The organism is Janthinobacterium sp. SUN026, assembly GCF_030397625.1.
GTDB classification, from domain to species: domain Bacteria; phylum Pseudomonadota; class Gammaproteobacteria; order Burkholderiales; family Burkholderiaceae_D; genus Janthinobacterium; species Janthinobacterium kumbetense.
This window is the reverse complement of sequence record NZ_JAPQNU010000002.1, coordinates 785490-808205: the sequence shown is the minus strand read 5'-3', so window position 1 is coordinate 808205 and position 22716 is coordinate 785490. Positions and strand designations below refer to the sequence as shown.

The following is a 22716-nucleotide window of genomic DNA, read 5'->3' as shown; positions in this document are numbered from 1 at the left end:
ATAATCTCGGCAATCGCGCGCACGGCCCGTCCGTGCGCGCCACCTTTTCCTTTGCCAAGATTGCTTTTCCCATGACGTTTTCCTCCCTCGGCCTGATCGATCCCCTGGTCCGCAAACTTGACGAGCTCGGCTATGCCAAGCCCACGCCCGTGCAGGCGCAAGCGATTCCTGCCGTGCTGGCCGGGCGCGACCTGATGGCCGCCGCCCAGACGGGCACGGGCAAGACGGCCGGCTTTGCCGTGCCGCTGCTGCAGCGCCTGACCCTGGAAGGCGTGGTGGCGCCCCAGTGCGTGCGCGTGCTGGTGCTGGTGCCCACGCGCGAACTGGCCGAGCAAGTGTATGCGAGCTTCCGCAGCTATGGCGGCAACTTGCCGCTGCGCAGCTTTGTCGCGTATGGCGGCGTGCCCATCGAGCCGCAGATCAGCAAGTTGCGCAAGGGTCTCGACGTGCTGGTGGCGACACCGGGCCGTTTGCTCGACCTGCAGACGCAGGGCGCCGTCAAGTTCGAGCAGGTGCAAACCCTGGTGCTGGACGAGGCGGACCGCATGCTGGACCTGGGCTTCGAGCGCGAACTCGACATATTGTTGATGACCATGCCCAAGCAGCGCCAGACGCTGCTGTTCTCGGCCACCTTCTCGGACGCCATCCGCGCCATGGCGAAAACCATGTTGAAGGATCCCGTCTCGGTGGAGGTCAGCGCGCGCAACAGCACGGTCAAGGCCGTGAAACAGTCGGTGATCGTGTGCGACAAGAAACGCAAGCCGGAACTGTTTTTGCACTTGCTGAAGAAAAAGCGCTGGGGCCAGGTATTGGTCTTCGTCAAGACGCGCAAGGGTGTCGAGTTGCTGGTGAACACCTTGCTGGAGCAGGGCGTGCGCGCCGATTCGATTCACGGCGACAAGACGCAGCCGAACCGCCTGCGCGCGCTGGCCCGCTTCAAATCTGCCGAAGTGCAAGTACTGGTAGCCACCGACGTGGCTGCCCGTGGCCTCGATATCGATCAATTGCCCGTCGTCGTCAATTTCGACTTGCCCACCGTGGCGGAAGATTATATTCACCGCATCGGCCGCACGGGCCGCGCGGGCGCCTCGGGCGAAGCGGTCTCGCTCGTCTGTGCCGACGAGGTGGAATTGCTGTCGGCCGTGGAAGCGCTGACCCGGCAAACCCTGAAACGCAACGAGGAAGCCGGTTTCGAGGCGGAACACCGCGTGCCGGGCACGTCCGCCGGCGGCACGATACAGAAGAAAGCCGTCAAGGTGCTGGCGCCGAAGGCGGCGGAGCGGGCGAAAAAACGCCGCTTCTACAAGTAAGCGGCGAAGTTGGCCGGGCAGGGCAAGGCGCGCAGCACGGATATGCCATTCGTGCCATCATGCGCCTATGACCTCGATACCTTTGTTCCCGCTCAATACGGTGCTGTATCCCGATGGCTATCTGCCCCTGCAGATCTTCGAGGTACGCTACCTGGACATGATACGTCAGTGCATCATGGGCGAGCAGCCGTTCGGCGTGGTGCAGCTGCTGGACGGCGCGGAAGTGCGCAAGCCGGGCCAGCAGGAAACCCTGGCGCCCGTTGGCACCCTGGCGCGCATCGTCGACTGGGCCGCGCCCCTGTCGGGTTTGCTGCAAATCAAATGCATGGGCATGCAGCGCTTTCACATCGTGTCCAGCGAGCAGCTGAAGCACGGCTTGTGGGTGGCGCGGATCGAAACTCTGGCACCCGACAAAACCATCCCCATCCCGCAAGAGCAGCAGAACGTGGCCGACGCGCTCGGCGCCCTGATCCGCACCTTGCAGGAGCAAAAGATCCCGCCGGAGCAAATGCCCCTGCAGCCGCCATACCGGCTTGACGAGTGCGGCTGGGTGGCGAACCGCTGGTGCGAGCTGCTGTCGCTGAGCGCCATGCAGAAGCAGCTTTTGCTCAGCCAGGACAATCCCGTGCTGCGCCTGGAGCTGGTGCAGGATATGCTGACGGAAAATGGCTTGCTGGAAGAATAAATCAGCCGAAGCCGCATGTTTGCACACGCTTCCGTTGTGCAATTGCAATTTCTATTGAGAAATACTTTACGCTTTGCCGCCGCTGGCATAAGATAATGCCCCTGGGCAAGATTGCCCTGAGCAATATTCAAGAGTAAACGACATGGCAAAAGTAAGCGCGGAACAGATCAATGCGGCAATGGAAGCGATGGCGGGCGAAGGCCAGGCCATCACGGTGCGCGCCTTGCGCGAACGGCTGGGCAACGGCGTCTGCCTGGGCACCATCAGCAAGCTCTTGCAGCGCCGCAAGGCGGGTGCGCAGCGCCAGATAGCTGCCGCCGCCGAACTGTCGCCCGTGCTGCAGCAAGCCATCCTCGATTATGTAGGACAGGAATTAAGCGCCAGCCACAGCGCGCATGAAGCCGAGATGAACGACAATCAACAGGAATTGATGGACCTGGCCAGTGAGAACGAGCGCCAGCAAGAGTTGCTCGACTTGCAGGCTGGCGAGCTGGAAACCTTGCGCGAGGAGCTGGAACGGGAGCGGCAAGTGGCGAACCAGGCCCGCACGGACCTGGCCAAGGCGCAGCTGCGCCTGGAAGGCTTGCCGCGCCTGGAAGAGGCGGCCGAGCAGGCGCGCATGGACTTGGCCAAGGCGCAATTCAAGCTCGAAGGCATCCCGCGCCTGGAAGAGGCTGCCGAAGCGGCACGCGCCGAACTGATCCAGGCCCAGCTGAAGCTGGAAAGCCTGACGCGCGTGGAAACGGAACTGGCGGCCGCGCGCCTGGAACTGGAAGCGGAACGCGAAGAGCTGGGCGAAACGCGCGCCGAGCTCGATGAAGAGCGCACCTTGCGCATCAAGGCCCAGCAATTCATCGTCGATCCGATTTTCAAGACGCCCGTCTGAGGGCGCCTGGCCCCGATGCGTCCCAGGGTGACATGGCGTCATGTGGCCCTGTGTTAGGCGGCGCACGGAATCGCGATGCAAGGCGCCGCAGAATAACCGCTGGACCTGCGCGCGAAAGGGGCCGGCATGGAAACGCTGATCGTCATGGGCGCCTCGGTGGGCGGCGTGGAAGCGCTGTCCGCCATCTTTGCCGCCTTGCCTGCCAATATGCCGGCGCCCGTGCTGGTGGTCGCGCATGTGGGGCGGCGCAGCAGCGTCTTGCCCGAAATTCTCGCTAAAACCTCCGCCTTGCCCGTGCGCTTTGCCGAAGAGCGCGAACCCGTGCGCGCGGGGCGCATCCTGCTGGCGCCGCCGGACCGGCACATGCTCGTTGCCAACCTGGCCGGCCAGGCGACGGTCGGGCTGAGCCGGGGCCCCAAGGAAAACCATACGCGTCCCGCCATTGACCCGCTGTTCCGCAGTGCCGCCGCCGCTTTCGGGCCGAAGGTGGTGGGCGTGATTCTCAGCGGCTACCTCGACGATGGCACGGCAGGCTTGCAAGCCATCAAGGCCTGCGGCGGCAAGGCGCTGGTGCAGGAGCCGCAGGACGCGGTGGCGCCGTCGATGCCGCAAAGCGCGATCGAGCATGCGGGGGTGGACTGGCGCCTGCCGGCCGCCGAGATCGGCCCGGCCCTGCTGGCGCTGGCCAGCGGCACGCCGGCCCGCGCCGCGCAGCCCTTGCCGCCTGCGCCCCCATGGATTGCCGTGGAAAACCGTTTTGCCCGGGGAGTGGGAAATATGGACCAACTAGAAAAAATTGCCACGCCATCGACTTTCACCTGTCCCGAATGTCAGGGCACGCTGTGGGAGCTGCACGGTCAGCAGCCGCAGCGTTTTCGCTGCCATACGGGCCACAGTTTCACGGCGCAAATGCTGGGCGAGTTGCAGCATGACAAGGCGGAAGACGCCATCTGGGCCGCCGTCAGGGCGTTGCAGGAAAAAGAAAGGCTCTACCTGAACCTGGCCGCCAAGGCCCAGGCCTGGCTGCATCCGGGCACGGCCAGCGAATATGCCGCCAAGGCGCGCCAGGCGGGCGAGCAGGCCGATGTACTGAAACGGACCTTGCTGGCTTAAAATAGCGCACTGTCGCGCCATGCCGCGCGGCCCCTGATCGCAAAGAAGATTTATGTCTGCAGAAAAAAAAGAGCCGCTCCCGCTTGCGGCAGCCCCCATATCGACGCGCGCACTGCCGCCCAGGCCGCCAGCAGAATTCAGTTCTGCCGCAACAGCCCTTGCGCATAAGCAAGCGCGCGAAGCCAAGGATGCGCAGGTGCGCGGCGTCACCTCGATCGACGCCATGCGCGAGGCCATCAAGCAGGCGGCGCGCGACTTGCCCGCCATCGCCGAGGTGCCGCGCCTGGCCATGCTGGACGCCGCCGCCTTCCGCGCGCGGGCCGCGCTGGGCCTGCCTTTCCTGATGCGGGGGCTGGTGCAGCGCTGGCCCCTGTCGGCCCTGGGTCCCGACGTCTTGCGCGAACAGTTCAGCCACGTGCCCGTGCGGGCGCGCGTGGGCGATTACATCAACACGGCTTTTGCGGCCGACCGCGCCATGCAGGATATGTCGATGGGGCAATACCTGGACCTGGTGGCAGAGGGCAGGCACGCGTTGCCGCCTTACCTGGGCAACCTGGAATTGCGCGAACTGAACCGTTTGTGCCACTGGCCCACGTATTTCGACAAGATGGGTCCGCCGCGCTTCTGGGTGGGGCCGGCCGGCACGGTCACGCCCCTGCATTGCGATTACGACGACAATATCTTCGCGCAAGTGTGGGGCCGCAAGCGCATCATGTTATCGCCGCCGCACCACGACGCTTTCCTGTATCCGAGCGAGGCGAACGCCATCCTGTTCGGCTCGCCCTTCGACCCGGAAGCGCCCGATTTCGAGCGTTTTCCCCTCGCGCGCCAGGCTGCCATGATCGAATGCCTCGTCGAGCCGGGCGACATGCTGTACGTGCCCGCCGGCTGGTACCACCAGGTGCGGGCGCTGACGTTTTCCCTGTCCTCGAACCGCTGGGCCAGGGCCGTGCCGCTGGCCTTGCATGGCGCTGCGGCGCTGCGGCGGGGCGGGGACTGAACTTATGGCTGCACGGCCTTGGCCGCACTGCGGCCCCGCTTCGGCCGCCATTCGCTGAGGATGCCCGCACAAATGATTAATACCGCGCCCACGATGGCCAGGGCCGGCAGGCGCTCGCCGGCGATGCGTCCGATCACGCCGGCCCACACGGGTTCGCCCGCATAGATCAATGTGGCCTTGGTAGCGGAAATGCGCTTTTGCGCCCAGTTCATCACGTACTGGATCAGCGCGCTGGCGCAGCCCAGCGCCAGCACGCTGAAGATGAAGGTCTTGCTGAGGACGGGCGGCGCTTCGCCCATGACGGGCATCAGCAGCAGGGCGATCAGGGATGCGGTGGCCAGTTGCACGATGGTCACGCGCAGGATGTTCAATTGCGGCGACACGCGGCTGATGAGGATGATTTCCAGAGCAATCGCGATGGCGCCCACGGCCGTGATCAGCTCACCCGTGCCAAAACCCATGCTCAAGCCGTCCGTGCCCGTGAGCAGCAGCAAGCCGATGAAGGCCAGCACGACGGCCGCCCACACGGCAGGGTGGGGCCGCTGCTTGAAGACCAGCCATTGCACCAGCGGCACGATGGGCACATAAAAAGCCGTGATGAAAGCGGACTTGCTGCTCGTGATATACATCAAGCCATAGGTTTGCAGCGCATAGCCGCCAAAGATGCTCACGCCGATGGCCATGCCCGTCAGCAACTCCGCTTTCGTCAGCTGGCGCAGCTGGCCCCGGCAAATCAGGGCGCCGATGCTGGCGGCCACGGCAAAGCGGGCGGCGACAAAGGCCAGCGGCCCGCTGACCGTCATGGCATGTTGCACCACGAGAAAAGTGCCGCCCCAGATGAAGGTGATGGCGATCAGGGCCAGTTCGGGCATGCCGAGGGCGGGCGGGGGACTTGCGTGTGTTTTCATGGGGAGCTATGCTATGAGCAAAATATTTCCCATCATGATAGGAGCAATATATTGCGCAGTCAAGTCGAGGCCGGTGGCGTGCTGGAACACCTGGCCAAAAATCTGCGGCGCTTGCGCCTGGCCGCCGGCCTCAGCCAGGACGAGCTGGCCCGCAAGTCGGGCCTGAGCCGGCGCATGGTCAACGGCGTCGAGGCGGGCGGCACCAACATCAGCCTGGCCAACCTCGACCACGTGGCCGCCGCCTTGAACGTGGCCTTCGTCGACCTGGTCCAGCCGCCGCGGCAGCCGCATGACAGCTTGCGCGTGCTGATGTGGCAAAGCGCATCGCAAGCCAGCCAGGCCGTGTTGCTGGGGGCGGCGCCCGCCAGCCGTCAGGTGGAACTATGGTCGTGGATACTGGCGCCGGGCGAGCGCTACGATGCCGAGCCTGATCCGGCCGGCTTCAGCGAAATGCTGTATGTGCTGGAAGGCGAGCTGCAGCTGGAGCTGGCGGCCGGGACGAGAACGCTGGCCACGGGCGATTTCTTCGTGTTCAGCAGCGCGCAAGCGTATAGCTATGTTAACGCTGGCTCATCCACCTTGCGGTTTACGCGCAACGTGGCCAGCTGAGGAGGGACTATGCCAGGCCGCAGCCGATGAGGAGCAGCATCGGCCGTTCGCGCTCTTCCGCCAGGGCCGGCTGCAGGGCGACCTGCTCATCGCTGGGACCCCATTCTTCCACGTGTTCCAGATGGAAACCCGCTTGCAGCAACGCATTGATGGTCGTGCCCAGCGTGCGGTGCTGTTTGATCACGCCCGGCGCCAGCCAGTCCGACACGCGCGGGCCTTGCTGCTGGTAACTGTCGACGGGCCAGCGCTTGCGGCCTTGCGCATCCGTCAGCCAGCCGGGCTGGCGCGGCGCCATGAAGATCGGATGCTCGATGGAAAACACCAGCTTGCCGCCGGGCTTTAATGCACTGCGGATGGCGGCCAGCAGCGTAGCGAACCGTTCGATGTAGTGGAAGGCCAGCGAACTGTAGACCAGGTCGTAGCTGGCCTGCGGCAAGGCCAGTTGTTCCAGGTCAAGCCGGGCATAGCTGACGGCCGCATGCTCTCCCATGCCGGCTGCCTGCGCCAGCATCTTTTCCGACACGTCCACGCCCAGCACCCGCGCCGCGCCGGCCTCGGCAGCCCAGCGGCAGAACCAGCCATAGCCGCAACCCAGGTCCAGCACGCTTTTTCCTTGCAGCGCAGGCAGCATGGCGCGCAGGGCTGGCCATTCGGGGGCGCTGTCGAGTCCGCCGACGGAGCGCGGCAACTGGCTATAGGCCGTGAAGAAGGCGTCGTTGTCGTAGATGTTCTGCGTCATGGGTCGACTTCCTCGCGGGTCGTGCGCTTGGCGTGGCCGCTCCGCTGCGCCCGGTAAATGCCCGCGTGGCCGGAAAACAGGTAGGCCACGACGCAGGCGATGGCCGCGTATACGCCGATCTCTGCGCCGAACAGTTCCATGGCCATCAGGGTCGAGGCGATGGGCGTGTTGGCGGCGCCCGCAAACACGGCAACGAAGCCGATGGCGGCCAGCAGGGTGACGGGTTGGTGCAGCAGCGGCCCCAGCGCATTGCCCAGGGTCGCGCCGATGAAGAACAATGGCGTCACTTCGCCGCCCTTGAAACCCGTGCCCAGCGAGACGATGGTAAACGCCATCTTGCCGAGGAAATCCCAGGCGGCCAACGGTTCCTTCAGCGCATCGACGATGGTGGGGATGCCCAGGCCGATATAGCGATCCGTGCCCAGCAGCCACACGGCGAGCGCGACGACGAGGCCGCCTATCAGCGGGCGCAGCGGGGCGTAGGCAATCTTGCGTTTCATCAAGGCACTCAAGCCGTGCGTGGCTTGCGCAAACACTTTGCCGGTCACGCCGAACAGCACGCCCGCGATGACCATCGCGGACAAGGTCCAGGCAGAAATGGCGGGGGTCAAAGGTACGGCGTAATGCGTGTGAGCAATGTGCAAAAACGGACCCCACAGCAGGACCACCTGGTCAGCGATGACGGCGGCAGCCAGGCAGGGCAGCATGGCTTCGTAGCGCAGGCGGCCGATGGCCAGCACTTCCAGGCCGAAGAGGGCGCCCGCCAGCGGCGTGCCGAAGACGGAGGCAAAGCCGGCGCTGATGCCGGCCATCAGGATGATGCGGCGGTCTTCATTGTTCAAACGAAACATGCGGGTCAGCTGGTCGGCCAGGGCGCCGCCCATCTGCACGGCCGTGCCTTCGCGTCCGACGGAGGCGCCGAACAAATGCGAGACGACGGTGCCGCCCAGCACCAGCGGCGCCATGCGCAAGGGGATGATTTTTTTCGGGTCGTGGATTTCATCGATGAGCAGATTCGCGCCGCCTTCGACGCTGCTGCCATAGCGCAAATACAGCCAGCCGACGACAAAGCCCGCCACGGGCAGCAGCCAGATCAGCCAGGCGTGCGCCAGACGCGTGCGTGTGGCCCAGTCCAGCGCGAACAGGAAAGCGGCCGAGGCCGAGCCCGCCAGCACGGCCACGACGCTCGCCAGCAGCAGCCATTTCAACAGATGCTTTAACAGATCGGTGAGGGCGCTGAGGCGGTGCATCGGGCATCCAGTCAAGGTTGATGGGTGGAACGTTCTTACAATCCCAGTTCCGCCACCAGCGCTTGGCCGATGGCCCGCTGTTCGGCCAGGATGGCGCGCAAGTGGTGGGGGCGCGTCTTGACATTCGTCATGACCACGCGCAGTACATTGGTCGGGCCGGGGTAGCGCGTCGATTCGAGTACCGTGCGCGACACAAAGCTGTGGCCTTGCGCCTTTTGCCGGTTTTGCAGCTTGGCGTTCAAGGTGTTCAGCTGCTTGTTCAGTTCGGTCGCCGCGTCCACCTGGCCGCCGGCCAGCAAGCTGTCCATGCGCTGGCGCAAATGCGCGGGCACGTAGCGGTAGGTCAGGATGAAGGTGTCCGAGCGTGTGACGAGTTCGAAATCCTGCTGGTCGGCCAACAAGTCCTGCAACTGGCCGGACAAGGTGGCCGCCTGCTGCAGCAAGGTCGTGTAGCCGGACACGCCCAGCACCTTGAACGAGGTCCACAGTTTCAAGGCATCGAAGCGGCGCGAGCCTTCCAGCGAAGTCTGGCCCAGGTCGCCCGAGTTGTCGCGCAAGATGTAGTTGGCGTTGTGCTTCAGCAAGTTCAGGCTGGCGCTATCCTTGAACAGCACCATGCTTTGCGCCATCGGCACCCACAGCAATTTATGCCCGTCGATGACGACGGAGTCGGCCAGGGCGATGCCGTCGTACAGCGCGCGGTACTGTTCCGCGATCAGCAGCGCGCCGCCCCAGGCCGCATCCACATGGAACCAGATGCTTTCCCGCGCGGCAATGGCTGCCATGGCGGCCAGCGGGTCGATGGCGCCCGTTTCCGTCGTGCCGGCGATGCCGATCATGGCGACGACCTTGATATTGCGCAATTTCAAGTCGGCAATCGTCGCTTCCAGCGCCTGGACGTCGATGCGGTTGTCGCGGTCGACGGCCACCAGGTGCAAGGCGTTTTCACCGAGGCCCAGGGTCGCCAGCGCCTTCTTCACGGAATAGTGGCTGCGGGCCGAGCCGATCACGGCCAGTCCCGCGTAGCCGGATTCTTGCATGGCGGCAAACAGGCCACGCTTGCGCGTGCCGGGCAGCTGCTGTTCCAGCGCCACGGCCAGGGCCGTCAAATTGCCCATGGTGCCGCCATTGACGACATTGCCCAGCGCGCCGCTGGTGGCGGCCATGGCTTGCGTGTAGACATGTTCGGGCTGCTGGTACACCTGGCGGTGCAGCCAGCCCAGGATCTGTTTTTCGATCAGCGTCGACACATACGCCGTCTCGATCTTGACCTGGTTCTGGTTCAGGGTGGCCGTAAACGCTTCGGCCAGCACGCTGATCCACGGCAAGGCCTGGGTCATGTGGCCGATGTATTGCGGGTGGTTCAGCTGGGCCGTATTGGCCAGCACGGTGGTGTCGAGTTCTTGCAGGAAATCCGCCACGGGCATGCCGTGCGCGGGCAGGCGGGTGTCGGACAGCTGAGTCAGCAGTTCCGCATACGGCGTGTGCGGATAGGCCGTGTCGCGCTCGGCGGCCAGCCAGCCGCCCAGCATGCCCAGCGCCTGCCGCAGGGGCGCGGGCGCTTGCTGCAATGCATCGATGGAAAAATGCTGCTGCAGCAGCTGTTCGACAGGGGTATCGGTCATGGCGCGTTGTTTTCTCTACGGATTGCTGGTGCCACGGTGACAAACGAATTGCGCCCAGGCGGAAGCGGGATTTTACCCGACTCCGCCTGAGCGCATCAGTTTGCTATGTCAGTTTGCTATTGCTGCTGATCAGAAGTAGTTCAGGCCCAGCGCCGACTTGACTTCATCAGCCGTGCGGGCCGCCACTTCGCGTGCCTTGAAGGTGCCTTCTTTCAGCATCTGGATGACTTGTCCCTTGTCCTTGGCGAACTCTTCGCGGCGGGCGCGGATCGGCGCCAGCATTTCCTGCAAGACCAGGTCCAGGCGCTTCTTGACGATGCTGTCGCCCAGGCCGCCGCGCACGTAATGGGCTTTCATGTCGGCCAGCGCCGCTTTTTCCGGGTCAAACGCATCCAGGTACGTAAAGGCGATGTTGCCTTCCAGGTGGCCCGGATCTTCCACGCGCAGGTGCAGCGGGTCGGTATAGACTTTTTTCACGGCAGCCGTGATTTCGGCCGGGGTCGCGCCCAGGTTGATGGTGTTGCCCAGCGATTTGCTCATCTTGGCCTTGCCGTCGATGCCGGGCAGGCGGCCGATGTCCGGCACCAGCGCCTTGCATTCCATCAATACTTCGCGGTTATACATGCGGTTGAAGCGGCGCACGATTTCATTCGTTTGCTCGATCATCGGGATCTGGTCTTCACCCACGGGCACCACGCCCGCCTTGAAGGCCGTGATGTCGGCCGCCTGGCTGGCCGGGTAGGTCAAGAAGCCGGCCGGGATGTCGCGCTCGAAGCCGCGCAGGCGGATTTCTTCCTTGACGGTGGGGTTGCGCTCGAGGCGCGCCACGGTGACGATGTTCAGGTAGTAAAAGGTCAGTTCGGCCAGTTCCGGAATCTGCGACTGGATGAACACGGTGGTTTTCGTCGGGTCGATGCCGACGGCCAGGTAATCGAGCGCCACTTCGACGACATTGCGGTGCACCTTGTCGATGTCGTCCATATTGTCCGTCAGCGCCTGCGCGTCGGCCAGCATGATGAACTGCTTGTAGCTGTTCTGGTAACGCACGCGGTCGCGCAGGCTGCCCACGTAGTGGCCCAGGTGCAAGGGGCCGGTGGGGCGGTCGCCCGTCAGGATCACGGATTGCGAAGCGATGGCGGCAGCGGACAGCGGCGCGGCGTCGTTCTGGTCCTGGGTGTCGGGGGTATCGGGCGTATTAGGCAAGCTCATCAAGTTTCCTTTTGAGCCGCCTGCATCGGGGATGATCCAGGCTGAGCCTGTTACGCCACCGATCGAGGCGGCGTGGATCAAATTCACATCACTATGCAGTGGCCGCGCGAAAGTGAGCGGGACCACCAATTCAAGCAGGCGTGTTGTGAAGGGATAAATTTCATGGCGTTATGGTTGCAGTTCGGGCGCGTTCTGTCAAGTTTGCGCCCGGATTTATCTGCTGCGCCGCGTCAGAGGCTTGCCTTATGTAAAACTTGCTTTCCGGGTACTATTGCCGTTCGGCCACTTTTGCGTGGCATGAATCATTGGAGAACAGTATGCGCGTGTCGTCCCCCGTCCGGCTCACCGGCCTGGCTTTTGTTGTCAGCTCCCTATTCAGTTCCTTGTTTGCAGCACCCGCGATGGCGCAAACGCCGCCCATGACGCCCGATATCGGCGCCAAGCTGGTCATGCCCGATGTGAATGACTACGTCAAGCGCGTGGTGATGATCCCCATGCGCGACGGCGTCAAGCTGTACACGGTGATCGTCGTGCCGAAAGGCGCGCAAAAAGCGCCGATCATGCTCACGCGCACGCCGTACAATGCCGCCCGCCGCGCCCAGCGCGCCGCCAGCCCCAGCATGCTGGCCGCCTTGCCGCAGGGCGACGATACCCTGGTGGAAAACGGCTACATCCGCGTGTTCCAGGACGTGCGCGGCAAGCATGGCTCGGAAGGCGATTACGTCATGACGCGCCCCGTGCGCGGACCGCTGAACCATACCAAGGTCGATAACGTGACCGATGCGTGGGACACCATCGACTGGCTCGTGAAAAACGTGCCGGAAACGAATGGCAAGGTGGGCATGCTCGGTTCCTCGTACGAGGGCCACACGGTGCTGATGGCCCTGGTCGACCCGCATCCGGCGCTGAAGGTGGCCGTTCCCATGAGCGCCATGGTCGATGGCTGGCGCGGCGACGACTGGTTCCACAACGGCGCCTTCCGCATGCCGAGCCTGTCCTACCTGGCGTGGCAGACGAGCGCGCGCGGCAGTAGCGAGGCGCCGGCGCTGGGCGTGTATGACGAATACGATGCCTATCTGCGCATCGGCTCGGCCGGCGATTACGCGAAGAAGTTCGGCATCGACAAGCTGACCTACACGAAAAAGCTGTTCGAACACCCGGCCTATGACAGTTACTGGCAGGAACAGGCGCTCGACAAAATCCTCGCCAAGCGCCCGCTGATCGTGCCTACCATGCACGTGGTGGGGCAGTGGGACCAGGAAGACATCTATGGCCCGTACGCCACCTACACGGCGATGGAGGGGCGCGACAAGCGCAACAACCTCAATTACCTGGCCATCGGCCCGTGGCGCCATAGCGGCGTCAACTATGACGGCTCCAGCCTGGGCGCCCTGAAGTTTGACGGCGATACGGCGCGCCAGTTCCGCGAAAAAGTCATGCAGCCATTCCTCAATCAATACCTGAAGGATGGCGCGCCGGAAGCGAACACGGCGCCCGTGGTGTCGTACCAGACCGGCACCAACCAGTGGCAGCGCCTGCAGCAGTGGCCGCTGGCCTGCGAGACGTGCGACACCAAGCTGACGCCGATCTACCTGCAGGACGGTTCCAGGCTGGGTTTTGCGGCGCCATCGGGCGCTGCGGATGCGGCTGAAGGCGCCTTCGATGAATACGTGGCCGATCCCGCCAAGCCCGTGCCTTTCGTGCCCCGTCCCGTGCGTCTCACGGACCCCGATGTGTGGAAGCCATGGCTGGTCAGCGACCAGCGCGGCTATGCCGACCGCACGGACGTGCTCAGCTATATGTCCGAACCGTTGAAGACGGCCGTGCGCATCGCCGGCGCGCCGATGGTGAACCTGTTTGCCGCCACCAGCGGCACGGATGCCGACTGGGTGGTGAAACTGATCGACGTGTATCCGGACGAAGTGCCGTCGCAGCCGGCCATGGGCGGCTACCAGCTGGGCGTGGCGATGGATATCTTCCGCGGGCGCTACCGCGACAGCTTCGAGCACCCGACGCCGATACCGGCAGGTAAAGTGGAACGCTACCGCTTCGCCTTGCCGAACGCGAATCACGTCTTCCTGCCCGGCCACCGCATCGCCGTGCAAGTGCAGTCGAGCTGGTTCCCCCTGTACGACCGCAACCCGCAAAACTACGTGCCGAACATCTTCCTGGCCGACCCGGGCCATTATAGAAAGGCGACGCAGCGCGTGTACCACGCGACAGGGGCGGCCAGCGCGATCGAGTTGCCGATTGCGCCGCCCGACGCGCGCTAAGCGATTCGCATCAGGATGGCGCCCGCCGCGATCAGGCCGATGGCCAGGTAGCGGCGGGGGCTGATTTTTTCGCGCAGGAACAGGGCCGCGATGGCGATGGCGAACAGAATCGACGTTTCGCGCAGGGCCGCGATGGCGGCCACGGGCGCCTGCGTCATGGCCCACAGGGCCAGGCCATACGAGGAGAGGGTGCCGAAACCGCCAACGGCGGCCAGGCGCCATTGCGTTTGCGCATACGCAAGCAAATCGGCGGGACGGCGCAACGCCGTCCATAGCAGCAGTCCGGTCCCGTTCAAGACAAAAATCCACATGGTGTAGGCGGCCGGCGCGCCGGACAGGCGCACGCCGATGCCGTCGATCAAGGTATAGCTGGCGATGACGCAGGCGTTGCCCAGCGCAAAGGCGGTGGCGCGGCCCGTGTTTTTCGGCATCCTGCCGATGGTGCCCGTGCGCGCGGCCACGTACAGGCCGAGGATGCCTGCGCAGATGCAGGCGACGGCGCCCATCTGCATGGGGGAAAGGCGTTCGCCGATCAGCGGCCAGCTGGCCAGCGCCACGAGCAATGGCGCGCTGCCGCGCATCAAGGGGTAGGCATGGCTCATGTCGCCCGCCCTGTAGGCAGCCGCCAGCAGCGAGTAATACGCCAGCTGTGCCACGGCCGAGGCGGCCAGGTAGGGCCAGCTGGCGGGCGCGGGAGTGCTGACGAAGGGCAAGACGGCCAGCGAAATCAGGGCCGCGCCCACGGAAACGAGCACCGTGCTGAGGAAGGTATCCTTGCCCGACTTGACGATGGCGTTCCAGCTGGCGTGCAGCAGGGCGGCAAACAGGACGACGGCGACGACTAGACCGGACATGCAGGCCTTAGCGGGGGCGTATGCTCAGCGACAACAGTTCCTGGCGGTGATGGCGCTGGAAGCCGTCCATCACGGAGCCGGAGCGGCCCGCCCTGTCGAGCAGTTCGCGCAGGGTCGCCTGGTCTTCCGCCGTCAGCGACTTGCGCGACAGGTAGACGCCGCTCATGCCCCAAGGCAATTCCGGCAGCGCTTCCAGGCGCAGGCGGTCGGCCAGGCCATACACGCGCGCATCGTTTTGCGCCACGCCGGCGAGGATGGTGGGCGCCATGATGGTGGCATCGATGAAGCCGCTTTGCATCAGGCGCGCCACGGACAGGGCGTCGACTTCGTAGAACAGGCGGCCCTGGCTGCTCAGCTCCTTCGCCAGCGCCTGGTACGGTGCGCCATAGTCGTAGCCGCGCACGAGCGCCACGCGCAATTCGCGCCGCTCGATCAATTCCTGCATGGTGTTGATGGGCGGTCGCGCGCCCTGGAGCGAGATCAGCAGGGGGCGGCTGCCCAGCATGGGGATGAACAGGCCATGCTGGTCGCGCCGCAAGGTGCTGCTGGCCGGGATCAGCAAGTCGGCCTTGCCCGCCTCGAACATCGCTTCCAGGCGCGCGCGGGGTACGGCCGTGAAGATGAAATTGCAGCCGAGCTTGGCACCCATGCCGCGCAGCAAGTCGGGATAGATGCCGCTGATGGTGGCGCCATTCACCACCACGCTGGCGCCGATGGCCGAGACGGGCACCTGGATGTCGCGCGAGCATTGCGCGCCCGCCAGCGATGGCAGCGCCAGCGCCAGCATGGCCACGGTTCGGCGCCAGGCGCTGGAATAAAAGTCAGTCATACCCATCCTTGCTCACCATCGTATCGCCGGCGTCGGCAACGCCCGCTTGATTATCCCATTCTCGCCTATTTATTTCCCAAATACAATATTATCCCGCCGACTACTTTGTGGTGGAAACCATAAGTCTTGCCTGGCGTTGCGCCTTGAAGTAGCGCCAGGCCACCAGGATGCCCAGGGTTTGCATGATGGCGCACAGGTAGAAGGTGCTGCCGATGCGCCAGTCTTGCGGCGGCAAGTGGCTCACTTCGCCGAGGATCATGCTGCCGAGCAAAGGCATGAAGATGATGCCCAGGCTGCTGATCGATTGCAAGGAGCCCATCAGTTCTCCCTGTTCGCTGGCGTTGGACGATTTCGAGATGATGCCTTGCAGCGCCGGTCCGGCGGCAAAGGCCAGCAGGTTGCACAGGATCAACGCATACATCATCCAGCCCTGCGTCGCCAGGCCGTACAGCAGATAGGTGAGGGCGCCCGAGGCCATGCCCAGCAGGGACAGGCGCACTTCGCCGAAACGCTTGATGAGGATGCCCAGCAAGCCCGCCTGCACGACGGCCGCGCACAGGCCCACGCAGAACAGGGCGATGCCGTTCTGGCGCGGCGTCCAGTCGAAGCGGAAGTGCGTGTACAGCACCCAGGTGGTGTTGAGCATCATTTGCGCAAACGTCATCAGGCCGAAGGCCAGCACCAGGCCGCGGATTTCCACGCGGCGCACCAGCTTGAGCAGGGCGGCAAACGGGTTGATGCGCGCCAGGGTGAATGGTGCGCGCGGACCCGGCTGCAGCGATTCGGGCACGCAGAAATAGCCGTAGATGAAATTGGCCGCCGACAGGCCCGCCGCCACGTAAAACGGCAGGTGCAGGTTGATCTCGCCCAGCAGGCCGCCCAGCATGGGGCCGCAAATGAAGCCCAGGCCGAAGGCGGCGCCGATCTTGCCGAAGCTCTTGGCGCGGTTGTCGTGCGTGGAGACGTCGGACGCATAGGCGGACGCGACCGACATGCTGGCCGACGAGACGCCGCCGATGATGCGGCCGATGAACAGGCAGGCCAGGTTCGGCGCCCAGCCCGTGGCGAGAAAGTTGATGCCCATGCCGGCCATCGAATACAGCAGCACGGGACGGCGTCCCACGCGGTCGCTGATGGCGCCCAGCATGGGCATGAAGATGAATTGCAGCAAGCCGAAGACGGCCGCCATGATGCCGTACCAGAATGCCTGCTCATCCTTGCCGTTGACAAAGTCGCCGATCAGGATGGGCAGCACGGGCACGACCAGGCCGATGCCCAGCATGTCGATGAAGACGCAGACGAGGATGAAATTGAGGTTGCCGGCGCGCGCGGGCGCGGCGGGCGATGACGGTGAATGGCTGTCGGGGCTGGTTTTATCGGACATGCATGCTTTCGGCGCGCACCCCGCGCCGCCGTGCGGCGTGCGGAGTTCAGTTGTTGGCGTGGCGCCGGCGCGTGGCAGCTTCCTGCTGGCGCGCGGCGCGATAGCTGAGCCTTGCATTATAGACAGCGTGGGCCATGCTGGCTATCGCCACCCATGCTAGATGGCAATTCCCCATTCGTCGGCAAAGGCGGCGCGGAAATCCGTCAGCACGGCCAGCCGCTGTTCGGCCAGCGCGCGGCCCGCCGCCGTCTGCATCTTGCCGGGCAGCTTGTCGAGCTTGGTGACGATATGGTCGAGCGCGTAAGCCTTGTCGTCGAGCGGACGCTGCTGTGCCAGCGGGTCCGTGCCATGCGCCAGCGCGCTATCCATGCGCGCCGCCGTATAGAACAACCGCGCCAGTCCCACGGCGCCCAGCGCATCGATGCGGTCGGCATCCTGCACGATTTGCGCTTCGAGCGTGTGCGGCGGCAAGTTGGCGGAAAAACTGTGCGTCTCGATGGCGTGGGCCACGCCGGCCAATTTTTCTGCCGGAAAATCCAGTTCCGCCAACTGGCGGCAAGCCAGCGTTGCCGCCTGGCGCGAAGCCAGGTGGCGCTCGGGGTGGTTCTTGGGCAGGTTGACCAGGTCGTGCAGGTAGCAGGCGGCCATCACGGTGAGGGCGTCCGCGTCCGCATGGTCTTGCAGCAGGACACTGGCATTGCGCCAGACGCGGTGCAGGTGGTTGAGGTCGTGGGCGCCGTCATCGCCGAGGCCGGCCGTGGCCAGCGCCAGCAGGCGTGGTTGCCATTGGGAAAGCAAAGAATGCATGTTCACAGTCGTAAAAAGCAGGGGCCGCCAGTGTGGCATAAAACGTCGCAGCGCGTGGCGGGGGCCGGCGTGCCGTAATCGCCACATAAATTGCATCTTTGAAAATCAAAAATCAGACGGTCGCTCTTTTTTAGTGCATGTAAAATTTACATGGGGTAACATTGCCGCACGGAAATTAGAGGCATAAGCTAATTGCTAGAAAATATTTGCAAAAACACACAAGTGGCGGCCATCCCCTGTTGGGTGACTCTGCCACGTCCAAGGCTTGCTTGCAGCGTGCCTTGGCCTGCGCCCCAGGCGAGTTAACGAAAGGAATATCATGAACACCATTTCCAGCGACACTGGCGCAACCGTTGCCAAGGCTGCCGAATACCTGGCCTTTACCCTGGGCCAGGAAGAATATGGCATCGACATCCAGAAAGTCAGCGAAATCCGCAGCTATGAAACGCCGACCCGCATCGCCAACGCGCCCGAGTTCGTCAAAGGCGTGGTCAATCTGCGCGGCATCATCGTGCCTATCGTCGACATGCGCATCAAGTTCAACCTGGGCACGCCCAGCTATGACCAGTTCACCGTCGTCATCATCCTCAATATCGGCAACCGCGTCGTCGGCATGGTCGTCGACCGCGTTTCCGACGTCACCACCCTGATGCCGGAACAGATCAAGCCGGCGCCGGACATGGGCCGTTCGATCAACACGGAATACGTGATCGGCCTGGGCACCATCGACGAGCGCATGCTGATCCTGGTCGATATCGACCAGTTGATGTCCAGCGCCGATATGGGCTTGATCGAAAAATTGGCAGCCTAGGCCGCCAGGAAAAGTCCAGGACGGCGTTGCATTGCCTCGCCGTACATTCGTACTGTCTTCGGCAACGCGCCTTGCCCTGAACATTTCCTGACACCCTAGTGCGATAGGGTTTTTTAGAAACAATTGACCCCAAGCATTGTTTGCTTTTTCTGCAAGGCGCACGCTAGCGCATTTCCTGGCGCACGGTTCAGCCGAACCGTGCGCCAGTTTCACTTGAGTTTCACTTTTTACGCCCGTTTCGCCACGTCAGCCAGCCAGCGTCCGCCCTGAGTGGGAGCGCCAGCCGGCCGCCACGCCGGCATCCGGGTTTTTAGGATAGTCACATGAATTTATTACGCAACGTCAGCATCGGTGTCCGCCTGGGACTCGGTTTTGCCGTGATTTTGCTGTTTTCCATGCTCATTACGGGCATCAGCGTCTGGCGCCTGCACGACGTGGCCAGCGCCACGCGCGTCATGATGGAGCAGCCGCTGGCCAAGGAGCGCTATATTTCCGACTGGTATGGCCGCATCGACAGCGCCGTGCGCCGTACCATCGCCATTGCCCGCAGCAGCGATACCTCGCTGAGCGGCTATTTCGCCGAAGAATCGAAAGTCTCGTCGTCCAGCTCGGCCGAGCTGCAAAAGAAAATCGAGGCGCTGATCGACAAGCCGGAGGAAAAAGCCATGTTCGCGGGCTTGCTGGAACAGCGCAAGGTGTACATCGGTTCGCGCGACCAGGTCTACAAGCTGAAGGGCGAAGCGCAGGTCGATGCCGCCAATGAAGTGTTCGAAAAGACGTTCGTGCCGGCCGCCGCCAAATACCAGAAGATGGTCTCGGACTTGCTGGAACACCAGCGCGCCACGATCGACGCCACCGCGCGCGAGATCGACGCCGTCGCCAATACCAGCCGCAACCTGATGCTGGTGCTGGCCGCGCTGGCGCTGGCTTTCGGCGTCGTGTGCGCCTGGGTCTTGACGATGGGCATTGTGCGCCCCCTGCGCACGGCCGTGGACATCGCCCGCAAGGTGGCCGATGGCGACTTGACGGCGCAGATCGACGCCAGCGCCAAGGATGAAACCGGGCAACTTTTGCTGGCCCTGAAGGACATGAACACGAGCTTGCTCAATATCGTCGGCGAAGTGCGCAGCGGCACGGACAGCATCGCGACGTCGTCGACGCAAATCGCTGCCGGCAACCAGGATCTGTCTTCCCGCACGGAAGAGCAGGCCGGTTCCCTGGAAGAAACAGCGTCGTCGATGGAAGAACTGACCAGCACCGTGAAACAGAATGCGGACAATGCGCGCCAGGCGAACCAGTTGGCAGCCTCGGCTGCGCAAGTGGCCGTCAAGGGCGGCGCAGTCGTGGCGCAGGTGGTGGGCACGATGGAATCGATCAATGCTTCCTCGAACAAGATCGTCGACATCATCAGCGTGATTGACGGCATCGCCTTCCAGACGAATATCCTGGCCTTGAACGCAGCCGTGGAAGCGGCGCGCGCAGGCGAGCAGGGCCGCGGCTTTGCCGTCGTGGCATCCGAAGTGCGCAACCTGGCCCAGCGTTCGGCATCGGCGGCGAAAGAGATCAAGACCCTGATCGGTGCTTCCGTGGAGCAAGTCAACGCGGGCAGCATGCTGGTGGCGCAAGCCGGTTCGACCATGAACGATATCGTCGACAGCGTGCAGCGCGTGAGCGACATCATCACGGAAATCACGGCGGCCAGCAGCGAGCAAAGCGTGGGCATCGACGAGATCAACCGCGCCATCGGCCAGATGGATGCTGTGACGCAACAAAATGCGGCCCTGGTGGAAGAGTCGGCGGCCGCCGCCGAATCGATGCAGCACCAGGCGCACAACCTGGCGCAAGTCGTCAGTGTCTTTAAACTCAATGGCCAGCAGGCCGGCACCGGCGGCGTGAAGGGTGTGCAACACGCGCAGAAACGCCCGGCAGCGCCGCAAACCACTTTGCGCATCGGCACGCGCTGATGCCGCCGCGGCTGCCCCGGGCAGCCGCAACCCCTTTTATATAGTCTGGTTCCGCTTTTTTAGGATATTCACATGAATTTGTTAAGAAACGTCAGTATTGGTGTGCGCCTCGGCCTGGGTTTTGCCGTGATTTTGCTGTTTTCCATGCTCATTACGGGCATCAGCGTGTGGCGCTTGCACGACGTGGCCATGGCCACGCGCACCATGATGGAGCTGCCGCTGGCGAAGGAACGCTATATTTCCGACTGGTATGCAAAGATCGATAGCGGCGTGCGCCGCACCACGGCCATCGCGCGCAGCAGCGACACGTCACTGGGCGCGTATTTTGCGGAAGAGGCCAAGCAATCGTCCGTCGTGTCGGGCGAATTGCAAAAGAAAATCGAAGCCTTGATTTCCAGCCCGGAAGAAAAGGAACTGTTCCGCCTGGTGAGCGAACAGCGCAAGGTCTACCTCGATTCGCGCGCGCAAGTGTCGAAGCTGAAGGCGGATGGACAGGAAGCCGAGGCAGAAAAGGCGTTCCAGGGCATCTTCGTGCCCGGTTCGACGAAATACCTGAAAGTGGTCAACGACATGCTGCAGCACCAGCGCGCCAGCATCGACACGACGGCGCGCGAGATCGACGAGGTCGCCAAGACGAGCCGCAACTTGCTGCTGACCCTGGCCGTGCTGGCGCTGGGCTTTGGCGTCGTCTGCGCCTGGCTGTTGACGACGGGCATCGTGCGCCCCCTGCGCACGGCCGTGGAAATCGCCCGCAAGGTAGCCGATGGCGACTTGACGGCGCAGATCGAGGCCAGCGCCAAAGATGAAACTGGGCAACTTTTGCTGGCCTTGAAGGACATGAACACGAGCTTGCTCAACATCGTCAGCGAAGTGCGCGCAGGTACGGACAGCATCGCCACGTCGTCGACGCAAATTGCCGCCGGCAACCAGGACCTGTCTTCCCGCACGGAAGAGCAGGCCGGTTCCCTGGAAGAAACAGCTTCGTCAATGGAAGAGCTGACCAGCACCGTGAAACAGAATGCGGACAATGCGCGCCAGGCGAACCAGTTGGCGGCCTCGGCCGCGCAAGTGGCCGTCAAGGGCGGCGCAGTGGTGGCGCAGGTGGTGGGCACGATGGAATCGATCAATGCTTCCTCGAACAAGATCGTCGACATCATCAGCGTGATTGACGGCATCGCCTTCCAGACGAACATCCTGGCCTTGAACGCAGCCGTGGAAGCGGCGCGCGCGGGTGAGCAGGGCCGCGGCTTTGCCGTCGTGGCGTCCGAAGTGCGCAACCTGGCGCAGCGTTCCGCATCGGCGGCGAAAGAGATCAAGACCCTGATCGGTGCGTCCGTGGAACAAGTCAACGCGGGCAGCATGCTGGTGGCGCAAGCCGGTTCGACCATGAACGATATCGTCGACAGTGTGCAGCGCGTGAGCGACATCATCACGGAAATCACGGCGGCCAGCAGCGAGCAAAGCGTGGGCATCGACGAGATCAACCGGGCCATCGGCCAGATGGATGCCGTGACGCAACAAAATGCGGCCCTGGTGGAAGAGTCGGCGGCCGCCGCCGAATCGATGCAGCACCAGGCGCACAACCTGGCGCAAGTGGTCAGCGTCTTTAAATTGAATGGCCAGCAGGCCGGCGCCGGCGGCTTGAAGGCCGTGGGTGGCGGCAAGCGCCCGGCGGCCAAGGCGCCGCAAGAGGCATTGCAGATCGGCCGCGCCGCCTAAACGGTAAGGGGTGGAGGGTCTTCCTCCACCCAGCCGGCGATCGCCAGTTGCGACAGCCGGTCCGCCTCGCCATTGCGGTGGCGCGGCAGCCAGCGCAGCGTTACATCGTGTAATTGTTCCAGCAGGGCCACTACGGTGGCCCTGTGTATTTCCAGTCCCTTGGCGCCTGCCGCCGCCGTTCCCAATACATCGTTGATCACCACCTGGCTGTCGCCGTACAGCAGCAGTTGCGCGGGCGGCGGGCGCACGCCGAGTGCCGCCTTCAGCACGGCCGTCAGGGCCGCATATTCCGCGTCGCTGCTGCTGCCATAACCGGCCGCCTCGCTCACTTCGATACGTTCGCCGTTCGGCCCCAGCAGCAGGGCGCCGATGCCCAGCTTGCCCGGATTCGGGTGGGCGGAGCCGTCGAACCAGCCGCGCCATGCCGAAGCGGGGCCAGCCGGCAGGCGCTTGGCCGCTTGCGCCTGCTGGCGGTCGCTGATCTTTTGCGCCTTGCGCTGCGCGTCGGCCGCGCGCGCCTGCGTCCGCGCCGCCAGCAGGGCGGCAAGGCCCTGCGTGCCGGCCGCCTGTTCCAGTATGCGCTGCAGCGCCGCGTCGCCGGTGATGCCTTCCAGCGCCGCCAGCCGGCGCGCCTGTATCCGCTCGCTCTTGAACGCTGCTGCCAGCAATGTTTCCAATTCATCTTGCATGGGACTTTCCCTGTTCGTTGTGCCGCGAATCTACGCGAGTGCGGCGCGGACC

General features: G+C 63.9%; 20 protein-coding genes. 10 read left to right on the top strand and 10 right to left on the bottom strand.

Going from position 1 to position 22716, the window contains the following annotated elements; genetic code table 11:
• The first annotated feature begins 71 nt into the window (after positions 1-71).
• The 5 genes from OX459_RS13155 (at position 72) to OX459_RS13135 (ending at position 4994) form a co-directional block, all read left to right on the top strand.
• Positions 72-1310, top strand: coding sequence for a DEAD/DEAH box helicase (locus tag OX459_RS13155; protein WP_099668119.1), 1239 nt, complete (start codon positions 72-74; stop codon positions 1308-1310).
• Between the two features lie 67 nt (positions 1311-1377).
• Positions 1378-1995: an LON peptidase substrate-binding domain-containing protein gene (locus OX459_RS13150; RefSeq protein WP_289905365.1), complete on the top strand. Its 618-nt coding sequence runs from the start codon at positions 1378-1380 to the stop codon at positions 1993-1995.
• 142 nt (positions 1996-2137) lie between these two features.
• Positions 2138-2881 carry a DNA-binding protein gene (locus OX459_RS13145; protein WP_289905364.1) on the top strand — a complete coding sequence of 248 codons (744 nt, stop codon included), beginning with the start codon at positions 2138-2140 and terminating at the stop codon, positions 2879-2881.
• A gap of 126 nt (positions 2882-3007) precedes the next feature.
• Positions 3008-3994, top strand: a complete 987-nt coding sequence (locus tag OX459_RS13140; protein ID WP_289905363.1) for a chemotaxis protein CheB — start codon at positions 3008-3010, stop codon at positions 3992-3994.
• Positions 3995-4046: 52 nt separating this feature from the next.
• Positions 4047-4994, top strand: a complete 948-nt coding sequence (locus tag OX459_RS13135) for a cupin-like domain-containing protein (RefSeq protein WP_289905362.1) — start codon at positions 4047-4049, stop codon at positions 4992-4994.
• Positions 4995-4996: 2 nt separating this feature from the next.
• Here the strand turns inward: OX459_RS13135 and OX459_RS13130 are convergent, their stop codons facing one another.
• Positions 4997-5902: a DMT family transporter gene (locus OX459_RS13130; RefSeq protein ID WP_289905361.1), complete on the bottom strand. Its 906-nt coding sequence runs from the start codon at positions 5900-5902 to the stop codon at positions 4997-4999.
• 51 nt (positions 5903-5953) lie between these two features.
• Here OX459_RS13130 and OX459_RS13125 point away from each other — a divergent pair, with 51 nt between their 5' ends.
• Entirely contained in the window at positions 5954-6511 is a 558-nt protein-coding gene (locus OX459_RS13125) for an XRE family transcriptional regulator (protein WP_289905360.1), read from the top strand.
• A 7-nt stretch (positions 6512-6518) separates the two neighbouring features.
• Here OX459_RS13125 and OX459_RS13120 read toward each other — a convergent pair whose 3' ends face one another.
• The 4 genes from OX459_RS13120 to trpS form a co-directional block, all read right to left on the bottom strand.
• Entirely contained in the window at positions 6519-7250 is a 732-nt protein-coding gene (locus tag OX459_RS13120) for a class I SAM-dependent methyltransferase (RefSeq protein ID WP_289905359.1), read from the bottom strand.
• Positions 7247-8500, bottom strand: a complete 1254-nt coding sequence (locus OX459_RS13115; protein WP_289905358.1) for a voltage-gated chloride channel family protein — start codon at positions 8498-8500, stop codon at positions 7247-7249. The genes OX459_RS13120 and OX459_RS13115 overlap by 4 nt, the downstream gene beginning before the upstream one ends.
• Before the next feature lie 35 nt (positions 8501-8535).
• The gene (locus OX459_RS13110) at positions 8536-10125 is read right to left on the bottom strand and encodes a pyridoxal-dependent decarboxylase (protein ID WP_289905357.1); all 1590 of its coding nucleotides are present in this window, start codon (positions 10123-10125) and stop codon (positions 8536-8538) included.
• Positions 10126-10254: 129 nt separating this feature from the next.
• On the bottom strand, positions 10255-11334 hold the full coding sequence (trpS, locus tag OX459_RS13105) for a tryptophan--tRNA ligase (protein WP_251349144.1): 1080 nt from the start codon (positions 11332-11334) through the stop codon (positions 10255-10257).
• A 317-nt stretch (positions 11335-11651) separates the two neighbouring features.
• Here trpS and OX459_RS13100 point away from each other — a divergent pair, with 317 nt between their 5' ends.
• Positions 11652-13607 (top strand): CocE/NonD family hydrolase, encoded by a 1956-nt coding sequence (locus OX459_RS13100; protein ID WP_289905356.1) that lies wholly within the window; start codon positions 11652-11654, stop codon positions 13605-13607.
• On the opposite strand, the gene OX459_RS13095 is transcribed toward OX459_RS13100, so the two are convergent.
• The 4 genes from OX459_RS13095 to OX459_RS13080 form a co-directional block, all read right to left on the bottom strand.
• Positions 13604-14461, bottom strand: a complete 858-nt coding sequence (locus tag OX459_RS13095; RefSeq protein WP_289905355.1) for a DMT family transporter — start codon at positions 14459-14461, stop codon at positions 13604-13606. The two genes, OX459_RS13100 and OX459_RS13095, sit on opposite strands and share 4 nt — an antisense overlap.
• Before the next feature lie 7 nt (positions 14462-14468).
• On the bottom strand, positions 14469-15290 hold the full coding sequence (locus OX459_RS13090) for a transporter substrate-binding domain-containing protein (RefSeq protein WP_289898344.1): 822 nt from the start codon (positions 15288-15290) through the stop codon (positions 14469-14471).
• 100 nt (positions 15291-15390) lie between these two features.
• Positions 15391-16674: a TCR/Tet family MFS transporter gene (locus OX459_RS13085; RefSeq protein WP_099664352.1), complete on the bottom strand. Its 1284-nt coding sequence runs from the start codon at positions 16672-16674 to the stop codon at positions 15391-15393.
• 156 nt (positions 16675-16830) lie between these two features.
• Positions 16831-17481: an HD domain-containing protein gene (locus OX459_RS13080; protein WP_289905354.1), complete on the bottom strand. Its 651-nt coding sequence runs from the start codon at positions 17479-17481 to the stop codon at positions 16831-16833.
• A 319-nt stretch (positions 17482-17800) separates the two neighbouring features.
• Here OX459_RS13080 and OX459_RS13075 point away from each other — a divergent pair, with 319 nt between their 5' ends.
• The 3 genes from OX459_RS13075 (at position 17801) to OX459_RS13065 (ending at position 21975) form a co-directional block, all read left to right on the top strand.
• Positions 17801-18292, top strand: a complete 492-nt coding sequence (locus tag OX459_RS13075) for a chemotaxis protein CheW (protein ID WP_035818113.1) — start codon at positions 17801-17803, stop codon at positions 18290-18292.
• Positions 18293-18615: 323 nt separating this feature from the next.
• Positions 18616-20256 (top strand): methyl-accepting chemotaxis protein, encoded by a 1641-nt coding sequence (locus OX459_RS13070; RefSeq protein WP_289905353.1) that lies wholly within the window; start codon positions 18616-18618, stop codon positions 20254-20256.
• A gap of 72 nt (positions 20257-20328) precedes the next feature.
• The gene (locus OX459_RS13065) at positions 20329-21975 is read left to right on the top strand and encodes a methyl-accepting chemotaxis protein (RefSeq protein WP_289905352.1); all 1647 of its coding nucleotides are present in this window, start codon (positions 20329-20331) and stop codon (positions 21973-21975) included.
• On the opposite strand, the gene OX459_RS13060 is transcribed toward OX459_RS13065, so the two are convergent.
• On the bottom strand, positions 21972-22664 hold the full coding sequence (locus OX459_RS13060) for a ribonuclease HI family protein (protein ID WP_289905351.1): 693 nt from the start codon (positions 22662-22664) through the stop codon (positions 21972-21974). The genes OX459_RS13065 and OX459_RS13060 overlap by 4 nt on opposite strands.
• Positions 22665-22716: the final 52 nt, after the last annotated feature.

What these genes read in the sequence shown, in the direction of transcription:
- OX459_RS13155 (WP_099668119.1), top strand. Translation starts at nt 72, where the DNA reads ATGACGTTTTCCTCCCTCGGCCTGATCGATCCCCTGGTCCGCAAACTT.
- OX459_RS13150 (WP_289905365.1), top strand. Translation starts at nt 1,378, where the DNA reads ATGACCTCGATACCTTTGTTCCCGCTCAATACGGTGCTGTATCCCGAT.
- OX459_RS13145 (WP_289905364.1), top strand. Translation starts at nt 2,138, where the DNA reads ATGGCAAAAGTAAGCGCGGAACAGATCAATGCGGCAATGGAAGCGATG.
- OX459_RS13140 (WP_289905363.1), top strand. Translation starts at nt 3,008, where the DNA reads ATGGAAACGCTGATCGTCATGGGCGCCTCGGTGGGCGGCGTGGAAGCG.
- OX459_RS13135 (WP_289905362.1), top strand. Translation starts at nt 4,047, where the DNA reads ATGTCTGCAGAAAAAAAAGAGCCGCTCCCGCTTGCGGCAGCCCCCATA.
- OX459_RS13130 (WP_289905361.1), bottom strand. Translation starts at nt 5,902, where the DNA reads ATGAAAACACACGCAAGTCCCCCGCCCGCCCTCGGCATGCCCGAACTG.
- OX459_RS13120 (WP_289905359.1), bottom strand. Translation starts at nt 7,250, where the DNA reads ATGACGCAGAACATCTACGACAACGACGCCTTCTTCACGGCCTATAGC.
- OX459_RS13115 (WP_289905358.1), bottom strand. Translation starts at nt 8,500, where the DNA reads ATGCACCGCCTCAGCGCCCTCACCGATCTGTTAAAGCATCTGTTGAAA.
- OX459_RS13110 (WP_289905357.1), bottom strand. Translation starts at nt 10,125, where the DNA reads ATGACCGATACCCCTGTCGAACAGCTGCTGCAGCAGCATTTTTCCATC.
- trpS (WP_251349144.1), bottom strand. Translation starts at nt 11,334, where the DNA reads ATGAGCTTGCCTAATACGCCCGATACCCCCGACACCCAGGACCAGAAC.
- OX459_RS13100 (WP_289905356.1), top strand. Translation starts at nt 11,652, where the DNA reads ATGCGCGTGTCGTCCCCCGTCCGGCTCACCGGCCTGGCTTTTGTTGTC.
- OX459_RS13095 (WP_289905355.1), bottom strand. Translation starts at nt 14,461, where the DNA reads ATGTCCGGTCTAGTCGTCGCCGTCGTCCTGTTTGCCGCCCTGCTGCAC.
- OX459_RS13090 (WP_289898344.1), bottom strand. Translation starts at nt 15,290, where the DNA reads ATGACTGACTTTTATTCCAGCGCCTGGCGCCGAACCGTGGCCATGCTG.
- OX459_RS13085 (WP_099664352.1), bottom strand. Translation starts at nt 16,674, where the DNA reads ATGTCCGATAAAACCAGCCCCGACAGCCATTCACCGTCATCGCCCGCC.
- OX459_RS13080 (WP_289905354.1), bottom strand. Translation starts at nt 17,481, where the DNA reads ATGCATTCTTTGCTTTCCCAATGGCAACCACGCCTGCTGGCGCTGGCC.
- OX459_RS13075 (WP_035818113.1), top strand. Translation starts at nt 17,801, where the DNA reads ATGAACACCATTTCCAGCGACACTGGCGCAACCGTTGCCAAGGCTGCC.
- OX459_RS13070 (WP_289905353.1), top strand. Translation starts at nt 18,616, where the DNA reads ATGAATTTATTACGCAACGTCAGCATCGGTGTCCGCCTGGGACTCGGT.
- OX459_RS13065 (WP_289905352.1), top strand. Translation starts at nt 20,329, where the DNA reads ATGAATTTGTTAAGAAACGTCAGTATTGGTGTGCGCCTCGGCCTGGGT.
- OX459_RS13060 (WP_289905351.1), bottom strand. Translation starts at nt 22,664, where the DNA reads ATGCAAGATGAATTGGAAACATTGCTGGCAGCAGCGTTCAAGAGCGAG.